The organism is Paenibacillus sp. ACRRY, assembly GCF_022346995.1.
Taxonomy (GTDB): Bacteria; Bacillota; Bacilli; order Paenibacillales; family Paenibacillaceae; genus Paenibacillus.
Genome location: NZ_JAKRNM010000002.1, coordinates 377,235 through 396,076, shown reverse-complemented (window position 1 = coordinate 396,076; position 18,842 = coordinate 377,235). Strand labels below are relative to the sequence as shown.

18 protein-coding genes are annotated in these 18,842 nt (G+C 44.6%); 4 read left to right on the top strand and 14 right to left on the bottom strand.

Features of this window, described 5'->3' with window-relative positions; translation table 11 throughout:
• Nucleotides 1-123: 123 nt before the first annotated feature.
• From MH144_RS10930 to MH144_RS10905, 6 genes are all read right to left on the bottom strand, one after another.
• The gene (locus tag MH144_RS10930; RefSeq protein WP_239299742.1) at nucleotides 124-660 is read right to left on the bottom strand and encodes an RNA 2'-phosphotransferase; all 537 of its coding nucleotides are present in this window, start codon (nucleotides 658-660) and stop codon (nucleotides 124-126) included.
• Between the two features lie 32 nt (nucleotides 661-692).
• Nucleotides 693-1,133, bottom strand: coding sequence for an Imm48 family immunity protein (imm48, locus tag MH144_RS10925; RefSeq protein WP_239299741.1), 441 nt, complete (start codon nucleotides 1,131-1,133; stop codon nucleotides 693-695).
• A 296-nt stretch (nucleotides 1,134-1,429) separates the two neighbouring features.
• Nucleotides 1,430-2,419: a serine/threonine protein kinase gene (locus MH144_RS10920; protein ID WP_239299740.1), complete on the bottom strand. Its 990-nt coding sequence runs from the start codon at nucleotides 2,417-2,419 to the stop codon at nucleotides 1,430-1,432.
• A 302-nt stretch (nucleotides 2,420-2,721) separates the two neighbouring features.
• The gene (locus tag MH144_RS10915; protein ID WP_239299739.1) at nucleotides 2,722-3,591 is read right to left on the bottom strand and encodes an alpha/beta fold hydrolase; all 870 of its coding nucleotides are present in this window, start codon (nucleotides 3,589-3,591) and stop codon (nucleotides 2,722-2,724) included.
• Nucleotides 3,592-3,792: 201 nt separating this feature from the next.
• Nucleotides 3,793-4,455, bottom strand: a complete 663-nt coding sequence (rnhA, locus tag MH144_RS10910) for a ribonuclease H (protein WP_239299738.1) — start codon at nucleotides 4,453-4,455, stop codon at nucleotides 3,793-3,795.
• A 103-nt stretch (nucleotides 4,456-4,558) separates the two neighbouring features.
• Nucleotides 4,559-5,047: a HEAT repeat domain-containing protein gene (locus tag MH144_RS10905; protein ID WP_239299736.1), complete on the bottom strand. Its 489-nt coding sequence runs from the start codon at nucleotides 5,045-5,047 to the stop codon at nucleotides 4,559-4,561.
• Between the two features lie 214 nt (nucleotides 5,048-5,261).
• Between MH144_RS10905 and MH144_RS10900 the strand changes: the two genes are divergently transcribed.
• Complete coding sequence (locus tag MH144_RS10900; RefSeq protein ID WP_239299734.1) at nucleotides 5,262-5,912, top strand: DUF421 domain-containing protein; 651 nt, start codon at nucleotides 5,262-5,264, stop codon at nucleotides 5,910-5,912.
• A gap of 123 nt (nucleotides 5,913-6,035) precedes the next feature.
• On the opposite strand, the gene MH144_RS10895 is transcribed toward MH144_RS10900, so the two are convergent.
• Both MH144_RS10895 and MH144_RS10890 read right to left on the bottom strand, forming a co-directional pair.
• Nucleotides 6,036-6,803, bottom strand: a complete 768-nt coding sequence (locus tag MH144_RS10895) for an ABC transporter ATP-binding protein (protein WP_095289765.1) — start codon at nucleotides 6,801-6,803, stop codon at nucleotides 6,036-6,038.
• A 2-nt stretch (nucleotides 6,804-6,805) separates the two neighbouring features.
• Nucleotides 6,806-7,915, bottom strand: coding sequence for a FecCD family ABC transporter permease (locus MH144_RS10890; protein WP_239299732.1), 1,110 nt, complete (start codon nucleotides 7,913-7,915; stop codon nucleotides 6,806-6,808).
• Nucleotides 7,916-8,073: 158 nt separating this feature from the next.
• On the opposite strand from MH144_RS10890, the gene MH144_RS10885 reads away from it, so the two are divergent.
• A complete protein-coding gene (locus MH144_RS10885) occupies nucleotides 8,074-8,496 on the top strand; it encodes a MarR family winged helix-turn-helix transcriptional regulator (protein WP_239299730.1) in 423 nt (140 codons plus the stop codon).
• Between the two features lie 54 nt (nucleotides 8,497-8,550).
• A complete protein-coding gene (locus MH144_RS10880; RefSeq protein ID WP_239299728.1) occupies nucleotides 8,551-9,393 on the top strand; it encodes an alpha/beta hydrolase in 843 nt (280 codons plus the stop codon).
• 45 nt (nucleotides 9,394-9,438) lie between these two features.
• Here MH144_RS10880 and MH144_RS10875 read toward each other — a convergent pair whose 3' ends face one another.
• The 3 genes from MH144_RS10875 to MH144_RS10865 form a co-directional block, all read right to left on the bottom strand.
• Entirely contained in the window at nucleotides 9,439-10,782 is a 1,344-nt protein-coding gene (locus MH144_RS10875; protein WP_239299726.1) for an amino acid permease, read from the bottom strand.
• 162 nt (nucleotides 10,783-10,944) lie between these two features.
• Entirely contained in the window at nucleotides 10,945-11,643 is a 699-nt protein-coding gene (gene sigK, locus MH144_RS10870) for an RNA polymerase sporulation sigma factor SigK (RefSeq protein WP_095359566.1), read from the bottom strand.
• 202 nt (nucleotides 11,644-11,845) lie between these two features.
• Entirely contained in the window at nucleotides 11,846-12,025 is a 180-nt protein-coding gene (locus MH144_RS10865; protein WP_095359567.1) for a hypothetical protein, read from the bottom strand.
• Between the two features lie 273 nt (nucleotides 12,026-12,298).
• Between MH144_RS10865 and MH144_RS10860 the strand changes: the two genes are divergently transcribed.
• On the top strand, nucleotides 12,299-14,677 hold the full coding sequence (locus MH144_RS10860; protein ID WP_239299724.1) for an Ig-like domain repeat protein: 2,379 nt from the start codon (nucleotides 12,299-12,301) through the stop codon (nucleotides 14,675-14,677).
• A 627-nt stretch (nucleotides 14,678-15,304) separates the two neighbouring features.
• On the opposite strand, the gene MH144_RS10855 is transcribed toward MH144_RS10860, so the two are convergent.
• The 3 genes from MH144_RS10855 to MH144_RS10845 form a co-directional block, all read right to left on the bottom strand.
• Entirely contained in the window at nucleotides 15,305-16,066 is a 762-nt protein-coding gene (locus tag MH144_RS10855; RefSeq protein WP_239299722.1) for a hypothetical protein, read from the bottom strand.
• A 37-nt stretch (nucleotides 16,067-16,103) separates the two neighbouring features.
• The gene (locus MH144_RS10850; RefSeq protein WP_239299720.1) at nucleotides 16,104-17,912 is read right to left on the bottom strand and encodes an RHS repeat-associated core domain-containing protein; all 1,809 of its coding nucleotides are present in this window, start codon (nucleotides 17,910-17,912) and stop codon (nucleotides 16,104-16,106) included.
• A gap of 293 nt (nucleotides 17,913-18,205) precedes the next feature.
• A complete protein-coding gene (locus tag MH144_RS10845; protein WP_239299718.1) occupies nucleotides 18,206-18,841 on the bottom strand; it encodes a hypothetical protein in 636 nt (211 codons plus the stop codon).
• Between the last annotated feature and the right edge of the window lies 1 nt (nucleotide 18,842).

Here is an 18,842-nt window from a genome sequence, read left to right as displayed (position 1 = left end):
GACACACCAACAAATGTTGATGTGCCCCTTTTTTTTGTAACATGCTCTCATATTCAATTACTCATTGGATACATAGCAGAATAACAAAAAAATAATCTATTTCACTCGCGGGTAATATTCTTGTTAGCGATGGATATAGCGAGCAGGTATATGGTCGGCGAGCCAGATATTTTCGTTACCATGATAAAAGAGGATACCGTCCTTGGCTGCCAGTGCGGCGTTAATTTTCAGGATTACGGGCTGATCATCACGTCTGCGTCCTACCTGTTCGGCCGTATTCATATCTGCGGACAAGTGCACATATTGCCGCTGGCGTGGCTGTAATCCCTGCTCCATAATGGAAGCCACCACGCGAGCCGGTGTTCCATGATACAGTGTTTCCGGCGGGTCCGCAGGCTTTTTAGATACCTTCTGTGGAGTGGAATGACCATATAATGCCCGAATGCGGCCGGAACGGATCTCATGTCTCTTTTTCTCCGAGGCCTCGATCATCTGCTCCAGATCCGGTTCTGTTACTTCCTTCCACTGCGGACTTTCATGAAGAGCCACGAGCAATTGCGAGATCTCCACCCAGCCCTCTTCATCCAGCTCCAGCTCATATTCCCAGGGGGCATGCCGCAGAGCATAAGAGAGCTCTTTGCTTAGTTTCATCAGATCCATCATAATCATCCCCCAAATCTAGTAGCTCTCTTCTATCTCTCCGGTTGTACCGCAGCCAAAATCTCCTGAATATTACGAGCCAGTCCTTCATCATCTTCCTGGTTAAATTGACGGTGGCCGTCAATCCCACGATGAATAATCGTGTTCATTACGGGATGCGCCTCCCGGTCCGAAGCCACCCGGATCAGATCGTCAGCAAAGTCCACTGCCTGCTGTTCACTGTAGTTGAATGGTTTGATCAACATACGAATACTCAGTGCATGAGCCTGCGGCTCTGCTAATTGATCCCGATGAGTGATACCGTATACTGCTCCAAAACCGAATGCAGCGATAACCTGCCGCTCCAGCTCTGTTGTCTGCTCCAAGGGCGTGCCGATCAATTGACAAATCCGGTCCACCAACTGCTCAAGCTCTGACGCAGCCGCTGCCAGAATGACGTCGTTAATATCTTCTGCGTTAATAAAATCAGTCATTTCGTAGTTCTCCATTTCTCAGCCATATTTGAGCCAACTCTCTCGACTTTCTGACCACATTGTATCGGAGATACAGCACTCTTTTCAAATCAATAAACTAAAATTTGTCTCCTAATCTAGCTTCAAACTTACAATAGCTGCATTATCTCGTCATTGTCGGACTTGCGATTGGTCCGATTTTCACATCTCCATTATAAAAAAAACCAAATCTCCACGTTTCCGAGTCGATTTGGCTTAGCTCTGTCCTTAATACACAAATTCCACATCCATAATATCACTTTGTATCTTCTTGTATTTCACGCCGTCTCGTGCTTTTTGCCCGTTTCCAGGTCATAGACTTGAGTATGTTCATTCTCTGCGAGCGTCCATTCCAACGTGCCTGGCTTGCGTAATTTCCACATTAGGGCCTGAATCCGCAAAGATCTTCTGACCCAGGCAAGCGAAGCACAGCGTTTCTCGGAGCGGACCGTCAGTCCCCAGTGAATGACACGTGCAAGCCATGGGTTCACATAGGTGTTGTGACTGCGAACAGATGGTAATTCATCCTGGAACAGCCGCTTTTTCACGTCCATTGGAGGCTGTCCGCATGTCCAATAGTGCAGAAGAGCTGACAGACTGTAGATGTCTGACATCGGCCCCTGACTGGATTTTTCGGAATAGAATTCAAGCGGTGAATATCCGGAAGATGTGAAAATGGCCTGTTTATCACCAGATTGCATGGGCCAGCGAGCAGCCGAACCGAAATCCAGCAGCATTGGCGTTCCGTCCTCCATAATCATAATGTTGGAAGGCTTCACATCCCGGTGAAGAATTCCTTGTTTATGAATGTAATCCAGTGTATCGACCAGAGGTAGCAGTGTCCCTTGAATAAACGCAGGGTCCAGTGCATGATCGTTTTCGCGCAAATACTCATTCAACGTGATCCCGCTGCAGTACTCGGTAATCAGATACCCTGTATCATTTTCTTCAAAGTGGTCTATGTACGTAATAATATGAGGATGACTCAGGCCGGACAACAATTCTCCTTCTACAAGGAAGGAAGCAAGCAGTTCCTGATACTGCCCGCCGAAACCGCGCGAAGAACAGTACACTCCCCGCTTGTCCGATTGCCGCGAAGCCAGCCTCTGCGGGAAAAATTCCTTGATGGCGATCTTCGCCCCTGTATTTTTGTCTCTTCCCGCATATACAATAGCCAGCTCGCTGCTGGCGAGTACCTGTCTTACCTGATATGTATCGTTTAGAATGACATTGCGCTGCAGTGCCATTTTGTAATTGTCTTTTCTCATAACAGACCCTCTTTTCAACCTTGTCGATCGGAAGACTTGCCGCATGTTGCATTACTCTGTCCCAATCAGCAGGCGTTTTATCGCCAACCATCTATATAAACCAATCATAGCGATTTGAAACACAATCATGCGGAAATAATAAAATAAATTAATTACTATACAAACTCAATACTAGTCTATTCCTGATAGAATTACAAAATCTTAGTTAAATCTTCAACTACTCATCTCATACTGTTATCGACAGATCGGGCGGATTATTTCAATAGACTTGAAAGCTTTGATCCGCCCTTCTCTGCACTATATTAATAGTTTTTCTGTAAAAACTGACGAATCTCCTCATTCATCTGAATGAGCACATCCTGTGAAGGAAAATGACCTGTGTCGTATTTGACGGCTTGTACATTCGGGATAATTTTCTGAGCTCGTTCAATGACCTTATCCCCAGGGAAAAAGACATCCTTCTCTCCGACCAGCAGCAGCGTTGGCGACGTATAATTCACCAGCTCTTCCCGTTCCGTAAGCTTAGGGTTATCCTGCTCCATGCTGACGTATTTGAAGATCTTGCCCATGATGTTTTTATCCATTTCCTTCATGCAGTTGCATGACATGGTGCCTGTAATTTTTTGCAAAGAAGATGGCGAAGAAGTCATCCGGTATTTCACAAGTGGAAGAACAATGTCCTGAGCTGTTTTAAACTTCGAACCCACAGCCAGTCCTGCAGGCGATACCAAAACGGAACATGCAATACGCTCCGGAATATAAGTAGCCAGTCTAAGGATGATCCCACCGCCAAAAGAAGGCCCGATAAACGCACTTTTTTCAATCTTATAGTGGTCCAGCAAGTCGGAAACCCACAAGGCCAAACTGTCAAACCTCGCCGAGATTCGTGTCTCTTCACTGTAACCGGGGTGACCGATCGTATCGGGAGCAATAATTCGGTAATCCTTGAATAAGGAAGAAAACCAGGACAACGTCATCGGATTCACACAGTTTCCGCCTTGGAGAATGAACAGCGGTTTCCCGTTCTCCGGACCCGTCAGCAATACATGCGTTTGTCCAAAACGCGTCTCGACATATTCCCGATCAACGCCCTCGCCCAGATTCTCCAGATAGGCTTCATAATCCTCCAGAATACTGCTCTTGCCTTCTTCACTTCTATAAATGGAACTCATGTCTGCCTCCTGCAATGTGTACTCTACCCTATAACTTGACGAAAAAGGGATGGACCAAAAAGATAAAGAGGGCCTGCAGATGACAGGCTCCTCCATATGTGTAACTTATCATATTCAGATGATTATAGAATGGAAACTGGAAATTGTAAATATCGTTTCTAATAGACTACATATAATGGAACATACGGACAGAATTTTCGCTTATTTTCGCCCGTAATCCGCCTTAATTTCGCCCCACTGTTTCGTCTGCCATTTCAATACTTTATTGCTGTACGTATTCGTACGCAGCCATTGCTCCGCCCGGTCAATCATGAGCCAGATCTCTTCCGTTGAGTTATCCCGAGCTAGCGTGGTGGATACTTTCTTTTGCTTCAGCCATTTCATGGCATTCACCGAGTCGGTATACACGGTCTTGTCGCTTCCTTCTTTTTTGAGATGCGCCAAGGCATGGACGATAGCCAAAAACTCACCCAGGTTGTTCGTTCCCTTGGAAATGGGTCCTACGGAGAAAATAATCTCTCCCGTGCGCGTATCCACACCTTTATATTCTACAGGTCCCGGATTTCCGCGTGTGCCCACGTCAACCGAAATACTGTCGTAGTCCACTTCTTCCGATGTCTCCATCCCGGCGCTTCTTCCCTTACTGACCGATTTGCTCTTGGAAGAACTGCCCGCTCCACTTGAACCAGTACCCCAGTTTCCTTTCCATCCGGCACGATATGCCTCTTCGGCTGCTGATTTGGATTCGTATGATTTATATTTTGCTCCGGTAAAATGATCCGTCTGCGCTTTGCATTCCGCCCACGTGCTGTATACACCTGGCTGCTTGCCCTCCCAGACGACATAGTATTTCTGTTTGGCCATCGTTACCCGCTCCTTCGTTTGCTGCAATCAATACCCTATTGTAAACGAAAGGAAGGGGTGAATGAAAGCACTGGATAGACAATCGTTCAGTTCACCGTCATCCTTACTTCCAGCTCCGCACCATGTCCAAGGCTACGACGAGAAGCTTTCTTTCATTATGTCTGATTTGTTGCTCAATGACTTGCTCACATGTAAGTATTTGCTCGTTGGATAGCTTATCCTCTAGTTGCTCCAACAGCATAAATGATTGTGCACACACTTCCAGACTGGTATCACCAATAAACGGAATGATGTGCTCTATATGTAATATGTAATCCAGATGTTCAAGAGCGTATAAGAACGTTCCTCTGCTTCCCGATGTTCCGGGGTCCATGATAGCTTGAATCAAAGGTTCGACAGCTCTATCATCTTGAAGCTCAGATAACGCGATAGCCGCTTGGTTGCGCAATTCATGATCTTCTGTAGTTTCCAGAATCTTGATCAGTAAATGGTTTCGAGATGTATCTTTGTTTGAATCAATGCTTGTTATTCGTTGTATAGCCTCTTCGGAATCTTCCTGGGAAAGAAGTTCTTGTATTATCTTCGTATGCATCGTACGTTGTATCACTCCTCGTTTGTTAGCAGAAAGGAACCTACTTAATAACATCGGTCATTTTCCTCATTTGGAACGTAGTATAATGGTCCTTTTGTTTTTGGGACTATTTTCCCCACCGCAAGCGCTTCACGAATCAATTGTATAATCCATCCATATCTCGAACAGGCTAAGCAAAGCAGATACACGACTTGGTACAGAAGGGAATGTAATCATGGACTGGATATGGAAATCGATCTTACTTGTGCTGGTTGGCATGGTGTTGCTGCGAATTGCAGGACGCAAATCCATCTCGCAGATGAGTGTGGCCACGACGGTCATCATGATTTCAATCGGGACAACGATTGTACAGCCTATTGCAAATCACGAACTTGGCAAAGCCATTGGATCCGCTGCCGTTTTTATTGCGACCTTGCTTGTGGTTGAAGTGCTTCAGATGAAATTCAATGTGTTCGAACGAATCATGAGCGGGAGTTCCAAAATCGTTGTAGAAGATGGGCAAGTCATTATTCCCAACCTGAAACGCATGCGTTACACCATGGATCAGCTGGAGATGCACCTCCGGCAAAATGGAATTTCGAGCATTAGTGATCTGGAGACAGCTACAGTTGAGCCTAATGGTCAACTTGGCTATGTGTTGAAACGGCATGCCCGTCCAGTAACCATCGGAGATTTGGAGGAACTGCTGTACGGTAAAGGGTTAGCTGGTGCTCAGCAGATCGGGAACAGCATACCAAAGACCTCTGCAATCGACCAACAGCAAAACACAAATGGTTCTTCGTCCCCTATCGGCAAATCCACTGATATTTTCGAGGAAGTCAGCAAGGGTACTCACTCCAAACCGATCGACCCCAAATTGCAATAATTGCACTCTCACTGCTCCACAAAAAAGACCGTTCCTGCCAGCAACACAACATTGCTCTTGCAGAATACGGTCTGTTTTTAATCCACTCATCTATGGATCTACTCTTATTTTACTTTTTTTGCATTACCGTGTACTCAAATAGGCTATGCCCAATCCACCCGTAACCGGATTCTCGTAAATTTCACAATCTACCTCAAACACTTCCCCGATCATCTCACGTGTCAAAATATCAGCGGGTTTACCATGCACCACGATCTGTCCCCGTTTCACCACATACAGATAATCGCAGTATTCGGCTGCCAGTTCGAGATCATGGAGTGCTGCAAGTATGCCAATATCCAAGCCTCGTACAATATTAAGGATTTGAAGCTGGTATTTGATATCCAGATGATTGGTCGGCTCGTCCAAAATAAGAAATTCAGGCTGCTGCGCCAGCACACGGGCCAGGATGACACGCTGCTTCTCTCCACCGGACAAAGACACGTAGTTGCGATCGGCATGACCGGACAGATGTACCTTTTCAAGCGCCTGCTCCACAATCTCGACATCCTGCTGATTATCGGTTTCCAGCAGCTTTTTATGTGGTGTCCGGCCCATCATGACCATCTCACGCACCGTAAAATCAAAGCTCAGTTCGTTGAACTGCCCCACAACGCCCATATGCCGGGATACGATCTTCGGACTTGATTTCAGAATGTCCTTATCGCCGAGTAATACACTTCCCTGCTGTGGCTTGATCACTTTATAGATGCTCTTGAGCAGCGTTGACTTGCCGCAACCATTCGGTCCAATGATTCCAACAAATTGCTTGTCGTTTACCTGTAACGAAATATTTCGGATGATGTCCGTATTCAGCACCGATATGGATACATTTTCTACGTTCAGTTTCATCGTTATTTTCCTCCAAAACCGTAGCCTTTTTTGACCAGCATATACATAAACATCGGTGCACCAATCATGGCCGTAATGATTCCAATCGGCAGTTCAACGCTGGATATCAGTGATCTTGCGATAACATCCGTCCAAATGAGGAAAATCCCGCCGAACAACACCGACACTGGCATGACTTTGCGATGGTCTGAGCCAACCATGCCTCTTACGATATGCGGAATAATGAGTCCCACAAAACCGATCATCCCGCAGCTCGATACCATGACCCCCGTTACTAGTGCCGTCAACAGCATGTATAGTCTGCGATATACACTAAGATTAATGCCCAGCGTCACAGCCGCTTCATCTCCGAGCAGCATCGTATTAAGCACACGGGATTGCAGCAGGAAGAACAGAATCGCTACCAGAACGACAATACTAATTAGCGGGAGCTTGTTCCAGCCTGAAGCCGCCAAGCTGCCCATCGTCCAGAATGTGACGGTTCGAATGCCCTCTGCATTGTTTGCAAAGTAAATGATAAAGTTCGAGAACGCACTGCATAGTGCGTTAATGACCATCCCGGCAAGTACCAGCTTGACGGATGTCATTTTGCCCCGGATACCTGCAAGCGTAAGTACCAGCAAGGATGCGCCCATGGCACCGGCAAAGGCCCAAAAAGCCACACCCGTTTGCCCCAACCAGCTAATGGAACCGAATCCGATCAAAATCGCAAACGTTGCTCCGAGTGAAGCTCCTGAGGATATACCTAGTATGTAAGGATCAGCGAGTGGATTCTGCACAGCAGCCTGCATGACGGCACCACAGAGCGCCAGACCTGCCCCGATAAACATGGCCATTAATACCCGCGGAAAACGTATCTGCCAGATAATATCGGTAAAGGAACCTGCTTCAATTGGCGCAGCTCCAAGCTGAAAGCCCGTTATTTTGTAGAGCAGAATACGATAGGACTCGGCCAGCGGAATATGCACCTGACCAATGGACACCGCTATCCCCACCGATACAAGCATGAATATCACCAGTGCTGCAAGAAGTAATGCGAAGCCGGATTTGCTGTGAATCAAAGACTTTGTTTTACCCACGTGCTGCGTCTGCATCTGTACTGTTTGTGCCATTTCTTCCCCCATCACTTCCACGAAAATGTAAGATCAAAAAATCTAGCTATTTACAACGCTTTTGATCGGATTATAATTGAGAATGATTATCTTTGTCAATTTTAAAAAAAGATATCGAATCCCTTGACAATGGTTTGATATAAAACTATATTGGGTTTATGAAAACAAGAGATGCGATATCACTCATATCCAAAATTAAAGAGAGTTCCAACCGTTTTATCGTATCCGAGATGACCAGGCATGGCGTTCAGGATATTGCCACTTCGCATGGCGATATTATCTATGCTCTGTATCACCGACCTCAAATGACCATGGCCGAAATCGCCAAAAAAATTGGCAAGGATAAATCTACCGTCACAGCACTTGTCGACAAGCTGGTTCGCATGGGATACGTCATCAAGGAGAGAAGCGACGAAGATACGCGCGTTGTTCATGTAGCACTGACATCTAAAGGCGAGGATCTCAAGCCCGTCTTTGAAGAGATCTCTCAGAACCTGCTGAATGTCTTTTACGCGGATATCACAGAAACAGAGAAAGAGGAACTGCTTCGAATTTTGATGAAAATTCACAGCAACTTCTAAATTTTTTTTGGATAAATAGTTTGATATAAAACTAAATTATTGGAGGAATTATACATGAAGGACTACACCAAATCCCTGCCTGACCATATCGCACAATACATTGGGGAACAGGATTTGTTTCTGGAGATCTTTGAGGGTGATAAACTTCAAGGAAGAAGTGATCACAGACCCCCTCTCCTATTCGTTCACGGTGCCTATACAGGCAGTTGGATGTGGAGCAAATACATCCCTCATTTCGTTCAACAAGGCTGGACTTGTTATGTCATGAATCTGAGAAGTCACTACAAGAGCAGAGTGCACGACATGACCCGGGTGACCTTCGAAGATTACCTGGAGGATATTCAGGAAATCATCACCGAGTGCGGGGAGCCGCCTATCCTCATCGGATTCAGCATGGGTGGCATTCTTAGTCAAAAGCTTGCAGAAAGCTCTCCCCTGCGAGGGTTGGTCGTGATCGATTCCAGTCTGAGTCAGGAAGTTCTTCGCTCCGCGCCGTACTCTGAAGTGGATCGTATAATGCCTGGCCTCGTCGTGCCTGCACCCGTTCATCAAGAGGTGACCAGCATAGATGAATCGGCAGAGGATATTGCTTTTCAACGTAAGTATTTGGCCATGGAATCGTCGCAGGCCTTCAGCACATTCTCCGCGTTCTTTGGCGGTGAGGACGTTGTATCCATTAACGGTGAGTCCATTACATGCCCCAGTCTCGTAATCAAGGCCGTGTCCAGTGAGGAAGAGGACCTGCGAGGCAGATTAACTGCAGAGCAGCTTCATGCGGAATATGCCGGTCTATGGCACACGACTCATACCGGTTTGCTCGTCGGTCAGAGGTATATTGAAGCAGTCGAGATTATCCTCAAGTGGTTAAAACGGAATGAGATGTGCCCACTGGTATAGCAAAAGCAAAAAAACCGCCCATCAGCGATGGACGGTTTTACATTTTCACTTTTTTTTCTTAAACAGAGAGATCCCCACCATAAGAATAAACCACACCGGAGTAACAAACAGCGCCACCCGTGTATCCTCTGCCAATGCCAGAACAACCAGCACAAACGCGAGAAAAGCCAAGATTAAATAGTTGGAAAATGGATACAGCGGCAGTTTGAAGTGACTCCGATTAGCGATCTCCGGCTGGGTACGACGGTATTTCAGGTGACAGATCACCATAATGCCCCAGACAAAGATAAAGCAAACGGTCGATACACTGGTGATCAGTGTGAACACGCCCTCTGGCATGACATAATTCAGAATAATGGCAACCAGAATAACCAGTGTGGAGAAAAAGAGTGCATTGGAAGGCACCTTTCGGCCATTCAGGCGTGCAAGGGACTCCGGTGCATTCCGATCCTTCGCCATGGAGAAGACCATACGGCTTGTACTGAAAATGGCACTGTTGCACGCCGAAGCTGCAGATGTCAGCACCACGAAATTCACGATCCCAGCGGCAGTCGCAATACCGACAGCTGCAAACACCTGCACAAAGGGACTTTCACTCGGCACAATCGCTTTCCACGGATAGATGCTCATAATAATCAGCAATGCACCCACATAGAAGAGCAGCACACGGATCGGAATTTGGTTAATGGCTTTCGGAATAACCTTCTCCGGATTCTCCGTCTCCCCTGCGGTCAGTCCGACCAACTCCATGCCGACAAAAGCAAACACCACCATCTGGAACGAAATAATGAAGCCATGCATGCCATTTGGAAACCATCCCCCATGACTCCACAGATTCGTGAAGCTTGCCGTCCCTTGATCTGTGGTAAAACCCTTAAAAATCATATATAGACCGACAACAATAAGGGCCAGAATGGCAATGACTTTGATTAAAGCAAACCAAAATTCCATCTCGCCAAACAGCTTCACCGTTGCCAGATTCATGACTAACAAAATGACCAGTGCAATTAAACCCGGCATCCATTGCGGTACATTCGGAAACCAGAACTGCGTGTACATGCCAACCGCCGTAATGTCCGCCATAGCGATGGATATCCAGCAGAACCAGTAGGACCAGCCTGTAATAAACGCCGCCATATTTCCCAGGTAATCACGCACAAAATCCACAAAGGAGTGATACTGCAGGTTGCTTAACAACAGTTCCCCCAATGCACGCATGATCAAAAACAAAACCGCGCCTGTGATGATGTACGCCAGCAGGATCGACGGTCCTGTCAGTTGAATCGTCTTGCCCGCTCCCAGAAAGAGGCCTGTCCCAATCGCCCCTCCAATCGCCATAAGCTGGACATGCCTGTTTTTTAATCCCCGTGTTAATGTTTCTTGCTGCATGGTAAACCACCACTCTCTTTCTGCACATGCTCTCTAGGTTGCTGAAACTTGTATACAACATCATATAATAATCTGACCCAAATACATATCCTTCAATTATGATTTTTTTCATGCGAAAGAGGCCACCTCTTCTAACAAGGCGCCCTCTACTTTGGGTCATCGTTATTTTTGCTTATAGAACTCATGATACAGCTTCATTAGCGCCCGTTTCTCGATCCGTGAGACATATGAACGGGAGATGCCGAGTTCCTTGGCAATTTCGCGCTGGGTCCGTTCTTCCCCGCCAGCCTCCAGGCCGAATCGGCCAATGACGACTTCCTTCTCCCGGTCATCGAGAATGTCGAGATTACGGTAGATTTTACTTTTCTCAATCTTAAGCTGCACCCTGTCTACGACATCATCCGCTTCGGTTCCAAGGATATCAATTAACGTAATTTCATTACCCTCTTTGTCCGTTCCGATGGGATCATGGAGGGAGACGTCTTTGCGTGTTTTCTTCAGGGACCTCAGGTGCATTAGAATTTCATTCTCTATACAGCGGGCCGCAAATGTGGCGAGTTTGGTTCCTTTGCCTTGTTGAAAACTTTCGATGGCCTTAATCAAACCAATGGTTCCGATCGAGATCAGATCTTCCAGGTCTTCACCCGTATTGTCGAACTTCTTGACGATATGCGCAACAAGGCGCAGATTGTGTTCAATGAGCAAGTTGCGGGAGTGGGCATTGCCTTCAGCCATGAGGCGCAGGTGTTTGGCTTCTTCGTCCTCAGCCAGCGGCTGGGGGAACGCATTATTTTTGACATACGAGACGAGCAGCGTTAACTCTTTGATGAACAGGGCAATTGCGGTAAACAATCCGGGCACAGATGACACCTCCTGCAGTTTTACAACGATCTGGCCTGAGCACGTGAAGGAACAGGGTCGATCTATTGTATGTAGGCGGGGGCCCAGAAGTGCACGTACACTTGAAAAAGGGAACGTTTCCTTGATGATTGAATGGAAATTTATGATGGAGAACGCTGCTGATTTATACTTGCCTGTGTCAGTCTATCCATTGGCATGAGTATTACGTACTCACTTCAACAATCGAGCCAACCTTCTGCAGGAGCAGAAATTCTTTTTGGACACTCTCAATGAAATACGTTTTCTCTCCCAATATCACGACATCACTCTCGGCTAATGGAACATCGCTTTTGAAATAGATAAAGTTATCTGCGCCTCTGAATGCACCTTTATAGTAGTACAAACGGTCACCTTCTCTTAGAAAAAAATGATATTAATGATTATTAAGCTTCTGGATACAAGTCTAATCGGATCTCTGCTAATGACCCAAAATCGACTCTTGAAGAGACACCTGGTTGAAGAAGTATGTTTAAAAAAAGGGAGTTATACGATTTTTCGACATCAACACTAAACTTTCGACAAATTATGACGATAATATCTATGTTTCTTACGTAATCATGTATATATTTCATACATGCAGAAACGATAAATTACTTCGAAGGGGAAGTCATGTCAAATGTTCTCAACGCTCAAAAAAAAGGTAAGCACTCTGCTTGTAACCATACTGATGGTTACTTCTGCCTCTGCTGTTTACGCAGAAGCAGGCACAAATTCTTCAGGGGACAGTGCCTCACTCGTTAGTACCACCATTACGCTTCAAAGCACGCGCAGCCCAGCCTCAGAAACCGATCCTGTAACCTTTGTAGCATCGGTCCGTCCGGATAGTTCTTCTACTGTTCGCGAGGATCCTACGGGTACAGTGACTTTGAAAGATGGGGACACCGTAATTGGCACAGCAAGTGTAGTAAATGATTCCATCCCTAGCAGAGCACTAATTTCGGTAAGAAATCTGGATGCCGGCGAACATCAGATCACAGCCGAGTATAGTGGCAACAGCACATTTGGCGGCAGCATCTCCGATCCAATTTTACAGACGGTATCCACTACAGCGACACCTCCTTCGGAACATCCGACGGTCACGGAGGTTACTTACCTCAATCCTCCACGGTCAGAGGAACCATTTACACTTGACATAAGTACAAAAACAAACCCACAATACTCCCGAGATATTGCTGGAACCCTCATACTTATGGACGGTGAAAAGGAGTTAGCTACGCTTCCGATGTTTCCTAAAGGCGTTTTCAACGGTCATGCCAGAACATCATATACCATAAGCGATCTAAGCGCTGGAGAACACCACATTACTGCTGAATATTATGGTGACACCAGATTCGGTATCGCTGACAGTGTCTCAGATATATGGCTCCAAGTGGCAGAAGGAAATGGTACAAATACGCCAGCTCCAACCCCTACACCGTCAAATGGAGGAGACACAACTCCTCCGGAGGACAGCGAAAACCTGTTTAATACAACCGTTACGATTGAAAGCATACGTAACCCGGCCTCAGAAGGAGAGCCCATTGCGTTTATGGCGAGAGTCAGCAGAAACTATAAGGATACGTACGACATGCCGACAGGCACGGTTACATTCAAGGATGGGGATATCGTACTGGGTACTGCTGAGGTCGGAACAGATGTAACCAAACCGGATCTCGCATTTTATTCAGTAAGAAGCTTAAGTGCCGGAGAACATCAAGTTACCGCGGAGTACAATGGGAACCGTACATTCAAGGGCAGCACCTCAGCTCCGCTAACCCAAATGATAACAGCTGAAGCAGCTTATGTAACAGAACACCCAACGATGACGACGGTTACCAGTTATCTGAACCCATCCAAGTATGGAAACGCGGTAACCTTTTACGTAAGAACAGAAACAAAACCACAAATATCCCGTGATATTGCAGGATCTGTAATCCTCATGGATGGCGACACGGAATTAGCTACACTTGCCATGTGGCCGGACGGCGTTGCGAATGGTGTGGCCAAAGCCTACTTCACAACAAGTGTTCTAAGTGTCGGAGATCACCCGATCACGGCTAAATATTACGGCGACGCTAGACACAGTGTAGGTGACAGTACCTCAGAGGTGATGGTGCAGGTTGTCCAAGGAAGCGGTGGCACACCGTCCAATCCACCATCAGTACCAGGTGATGACACAACTCCATCCAGTCCAACGACAGGTTCGAGTTCAGGTTCAGGTTCGCCCCCAACCGCCCCTGTTAGTTCTAAACCGCAAGAACCAGCTGTACCCGGAACAACAACGGAGCAGCCAAGCACGCCGGAACAATCCGAGGATTACCAGGATCCCAACGATATTTTCAGAAGCCGGGTGGTGAACGCAGATAGCAACGTAATTGCCGGTGTTCAAGCCAGAATCGCTGAGATCATCAGCAAAGGTGATGACTTCGTTAAATTGCAGTTTGGTGATGTTCAACACCATTGGGCGATACCGTCTATCGAAAAATTGACCAAGCTGGGCGTAATCAAAGGCTACCCTACTGGCGGATTCGAGCCTGATGAACAAATTACCCGTGCAGAATTTGCAGCCATGATCAATCGTGCGTTTGTGGATATGGCATCACGTGAAGTCAACCTGAATGAAGAGGATTTCGCAGCATACCGTGATATTAACAATCGTTGGTCTACCAATGACCTCAAGAGACTTGTAGCCGTTGGCGTATTGAACGGGTACGAGGACGGTTCCATCCGTCCGGAAAAAACCATTTCCCGTCAGGAAATGGCTCTAATCATCACACGTGTATTGAATTCACTTATCCTGAACATCGATACATCCCATGTACAATTTGCTGATTTGAATGGTGCATTCGGTGCAGATGCAATCCGAAAAGCAACTGCTCTAGGAATCTTCGAAGGTAAGAATGAGCGTTCATTTGACCCGAACGGCGGAGCAACGCGCGCAGAAGCAATTGAAACCATTTTGAAGACTTATCGTTTAAGTCCAGCCATCAAAGAGTCATTGGAAAATTTGAAGTAAGCACTCCAGTTAAGACATCATTTCAATATCCATTTTTAACTGCTTTATAACATTTCAAAAACCGCTAACGAAAGATAACGTTAGCGGTTTTTACTTTGTTAATTTCCCCCTTAGAATATGAATACATTTCCAGTTGCATGCATCACATTGTTCATATGCATTATGACCCACAAAAAACCACCGTACCGCCTCCATAAAACCTATTTTCTTCTCATACTAAACTTTTTTAGGGCATCCAAAAATTTAATTTTAAGGAATATTGACAGAATGATTGTCCTTTTTAACCATAAAATCCTCTTCGTAATACAAAATCAAGTTCATCTTTTTTCCTTGTAGTCTAACAGGGAGTAACACAACATCAAAGGACTTGCATAGGTCACATTCTCATATCGTTATACAAATTTCCCCTTTTATAATATAGCTTTTTTACCTAAGTTAAACTAACTTATATCAATTTACACACTAATCGTTTCAAAAAAGAAAAACCTTAGTTCAGTGGAATACCAAACTAAGGTTGCTAAAGTCTGCTTCTTAGGAATTCTACTTGGATGGTATAAGTTCTTTTAACCAGAGCATACTTTTTCTATTTGGGATCCTCCTCACAAGAGACAAACGCTTCTCTCACTTTCATTCTTCTCCTACCATTTCCAATAAAACTTCATTTCCCTTCTTAATATTATTTATTAAATTTGAAAAACTGATTTCCATTTCTAAATGGTCACCTAGTGCATGAGGAACTGAAATACTGACTCCAATGGCATCTTGAGTGATATAGCTATATGTTTCTGAATCATTCACTTCGCCTACTGTATCTGATTGTTTAAAATAACTTATTAAATCTTTACTACTGTATCCACTCAAGATTTCTGTTAAGACTCCATTATCTAACAAATTCAAATCCTTATCATAACTTTTGTAACTTCCTTCTTTAAACTTTTCTACGAATGCATCATTAACCTCAATTAAGTCAGATAATTTAACTCTCGATCCCTTCTTTAAATCAATATTCGATGTGTAAAAAACATTTGAAGGGTAGGGTGCACCTTCTGTAAATACTGACCCAAAGTATTGAATACTTATTAATTCATAATTTTTATACATAATTCGATAGTTTATATCAAGATTATCTTTTTCTAGTGAATAGGAATTAACTATTCTCGTGGCTTCATTTTGAATCAGTGCATTTATTTTCTCAGCATTTGTAATATCAACTATCTGTGGATATACAATATTAATATTATTTTTAGAGTAATTACTATTTTTAATTGTAAAACCCTCTTCTATACTCAAGTCATTATTACTTTTTGCTTGATCTGAGTACAAATCAACATTCGCATTACAGGACATTAATAGTAAAACTGGTATTAAAATCAACAACCAATTTTTCATTCTTTATTCATCTCCATTCCAAGTGATAAATCTATTACTAGTGTAGAATTTTCTTAACAAGTGCGTAGTATTTTTTTCTATTAGCAAGATGGTTTGTTCCACCGTTAACTCGTTTTGTCACTTGAGTAACTGAAGCTCCTGAATCTACTAGTTTATTCATCTTTTTATCATCCCACCAAAATCCTGCAGCTCGCCATGCATAATTTTCAGCAACATACTCAGCACCTATTTTCATGATTTTTGAGTCCCCCATAGCGTCTGCAAAACGTTGGTAGTTATACCTGCCTGTCATTTGTATATATCCGGCGCCTCTAAATTTATAACCATCGCCCTTTTTTGTATTACCAAGTTGTTTGCCTAACTTGGTTCCAGGCTCATATTTTGAAAAATAATTTTTATCACCAAGTTCAGTAGTCCATCTTCCCAATTCCGATTCTTGCATAACTTGTGATAGAAAATGACTAATCCTTTCTTTGGTCGTTATATCAAAAGTCCCTAACGTAACATTCAAGTCTTTCACCATGTTATTTGTTATATTTTGAAATCCGAGTTGAGTTAATTGCTTTTTAGTTACATATACTGTATATCCATTAACAGTATTCGGCGGGACAGTATCATAAGGACTATCTCCTACGATTGGCGCGTGACCACTTGGATCTACAAACTTCAACGGATTATTGCTCACATACGCATACAAATTCAAACTCAGTGGATCACTCAATTCACCTTCGTACGTATCCTCGCCAATAAACCTTGCCATGCTTGGATCATACCAACGAGCTCTCAAATACTGCAGTCCTACCACTTCATCCCAGTATTCACCGGCATAACGAAGCACATTCGGCACTGTTTCCTCCGCCGTAAGCGGTCCACCCCAGATATCATACGTATACTCATTCAACACTTGTCCAGCATCATCCACAAGTCCGACTACATCGCCATGACCATTGAATTGGTAGTATTCCAATTTTCCAGTTTTCTTGTCCTGACGTGCCCACAGTTTCCCATACAGGTCATAGATATAGACATAGGTCAGTTCAGCTTTACCGGACATCACTTCGGCTTCCGCCATCAGTTTGGCTTCTTCATCGTAGTAATAACGAGTCGTTTGGTCACCTTCGGTGCGCTCATACAGCAAACCGTCCCCGTTGTAGCTATAGGTTACTGTTTTGCCTTCCCCGGTCGCTTTAACCAAGCGATTCTGGCTGTCATACGTATATTCTGCATCTTTCAGTCCGTATACCCTACCACTCCCGGTACTGTACCGGTTGCCATTCGAATCATACGTGTATGTTTCCTGCTGCGAACCCGATTCCGTTTGGATGCGACTAAGTTCATCATACGTAAACTGATCACTTGTTCCATTCTGAGTACGGGACGTGATGTTTTTGTTTCCATCGTATTCATAGTCGAATTGATGAATTGCGTTCGTTCCTTGGGAAACGGTGACTCCTGCCAGATCATAACCATCGAACTGATAGCTTGTGCTAAGGCCTTTCCCAAACGATACGTTTTCCAGCAAACTGTTCGATGAATAACTAAAGGTCATTCGATCCACAGGCGTCTGGGCCGATGCTGCGAGCGCTGAAGCGCCCCCTGTTCCGGAGGTGATATCCATGGAAGTGACCCGGTTCATCGTGTCCAGCTCACCGTGTACCTGCAAGGATTGCCCTTTGGCATCGGACAAGGTATATCCCAACCGCTGCTGGGTATTGTTTTCATATTCCAGCTGGGTTCCATCCGGGAAGGCAAGCCCACTCAGCACACCGTCCGTATCACGGTATGAATAGGTCGTTTTGCCGTGATCATCCGTCATCGACGTTCTACGACCCATCTCGTCGTACATATACGATACAGAGGTATCTGGACCTTTGAACCCTGTAAGCATGTTGTTCCGGTACCTGGAACATCTTCTTCAATGGCGTTAATTGAAAGGAATGAAATCCTTTCCTTCTACCACAGCCACTTATCCACTGTAACCACAAGAACCAAATCCGCTAAACTCCAATAACGCGCATAACCAGAGCTATAGTAAACAACCGTTTCCGAATAAATACGGAAACGGTCGTAGCAAGTAAAGGAATCTTGTGTTTTGGTTGGGAAGTAAATGTATTATTGCTCTGAGATCCTCTCATTTACTCACTTTATTTCTTCCCATGATCCTTCTCCAATATCGATCATATATACCTTTTTAACACCTAAACTTTCAGTTGTACTGAGCTTGTATAGTGCAGGGATAGTTGTTGGCTCTAAAATGGCCCACTGCCAATTAGAACCCGGACCAGATATTGTTGATTTTATTTCATTAGTGTCTAAATCTAATTGAATAGCTTTTACCCCGGTTGCACTACCAGATACTTCTCTAACAATTAAATTCATCTGATTGCTATTCTTTGACGCTTTCATCAACTCGATATTATACTGATATCTTTGATCAGATGTATACCTAACGGGATCAGACTCTACTTTCTCTCTTCCTCCAGAGTGTTGTAAAGCATTTATAAAAGCTGGAGTGCAGTACAATAATACAAAGATGAACACCACGCCCAAGATCATGATAGATGCACTTAACTGGGAATTCCATTTTTTCATGAGAATTACAATTGAAATGATGTTAATAATTAAAGAAGGGACGCCATAGAATAGCATGATTGGTAACCCAATCAAGTCTAGTGACTTTTGAAAATTAGAAGTAGCCCCTATTAAAAACCAAATAAATACTGATAAATTAATGAAACTAGCAGCAATCCACATGAGTTTAATCCAAGTCGACATT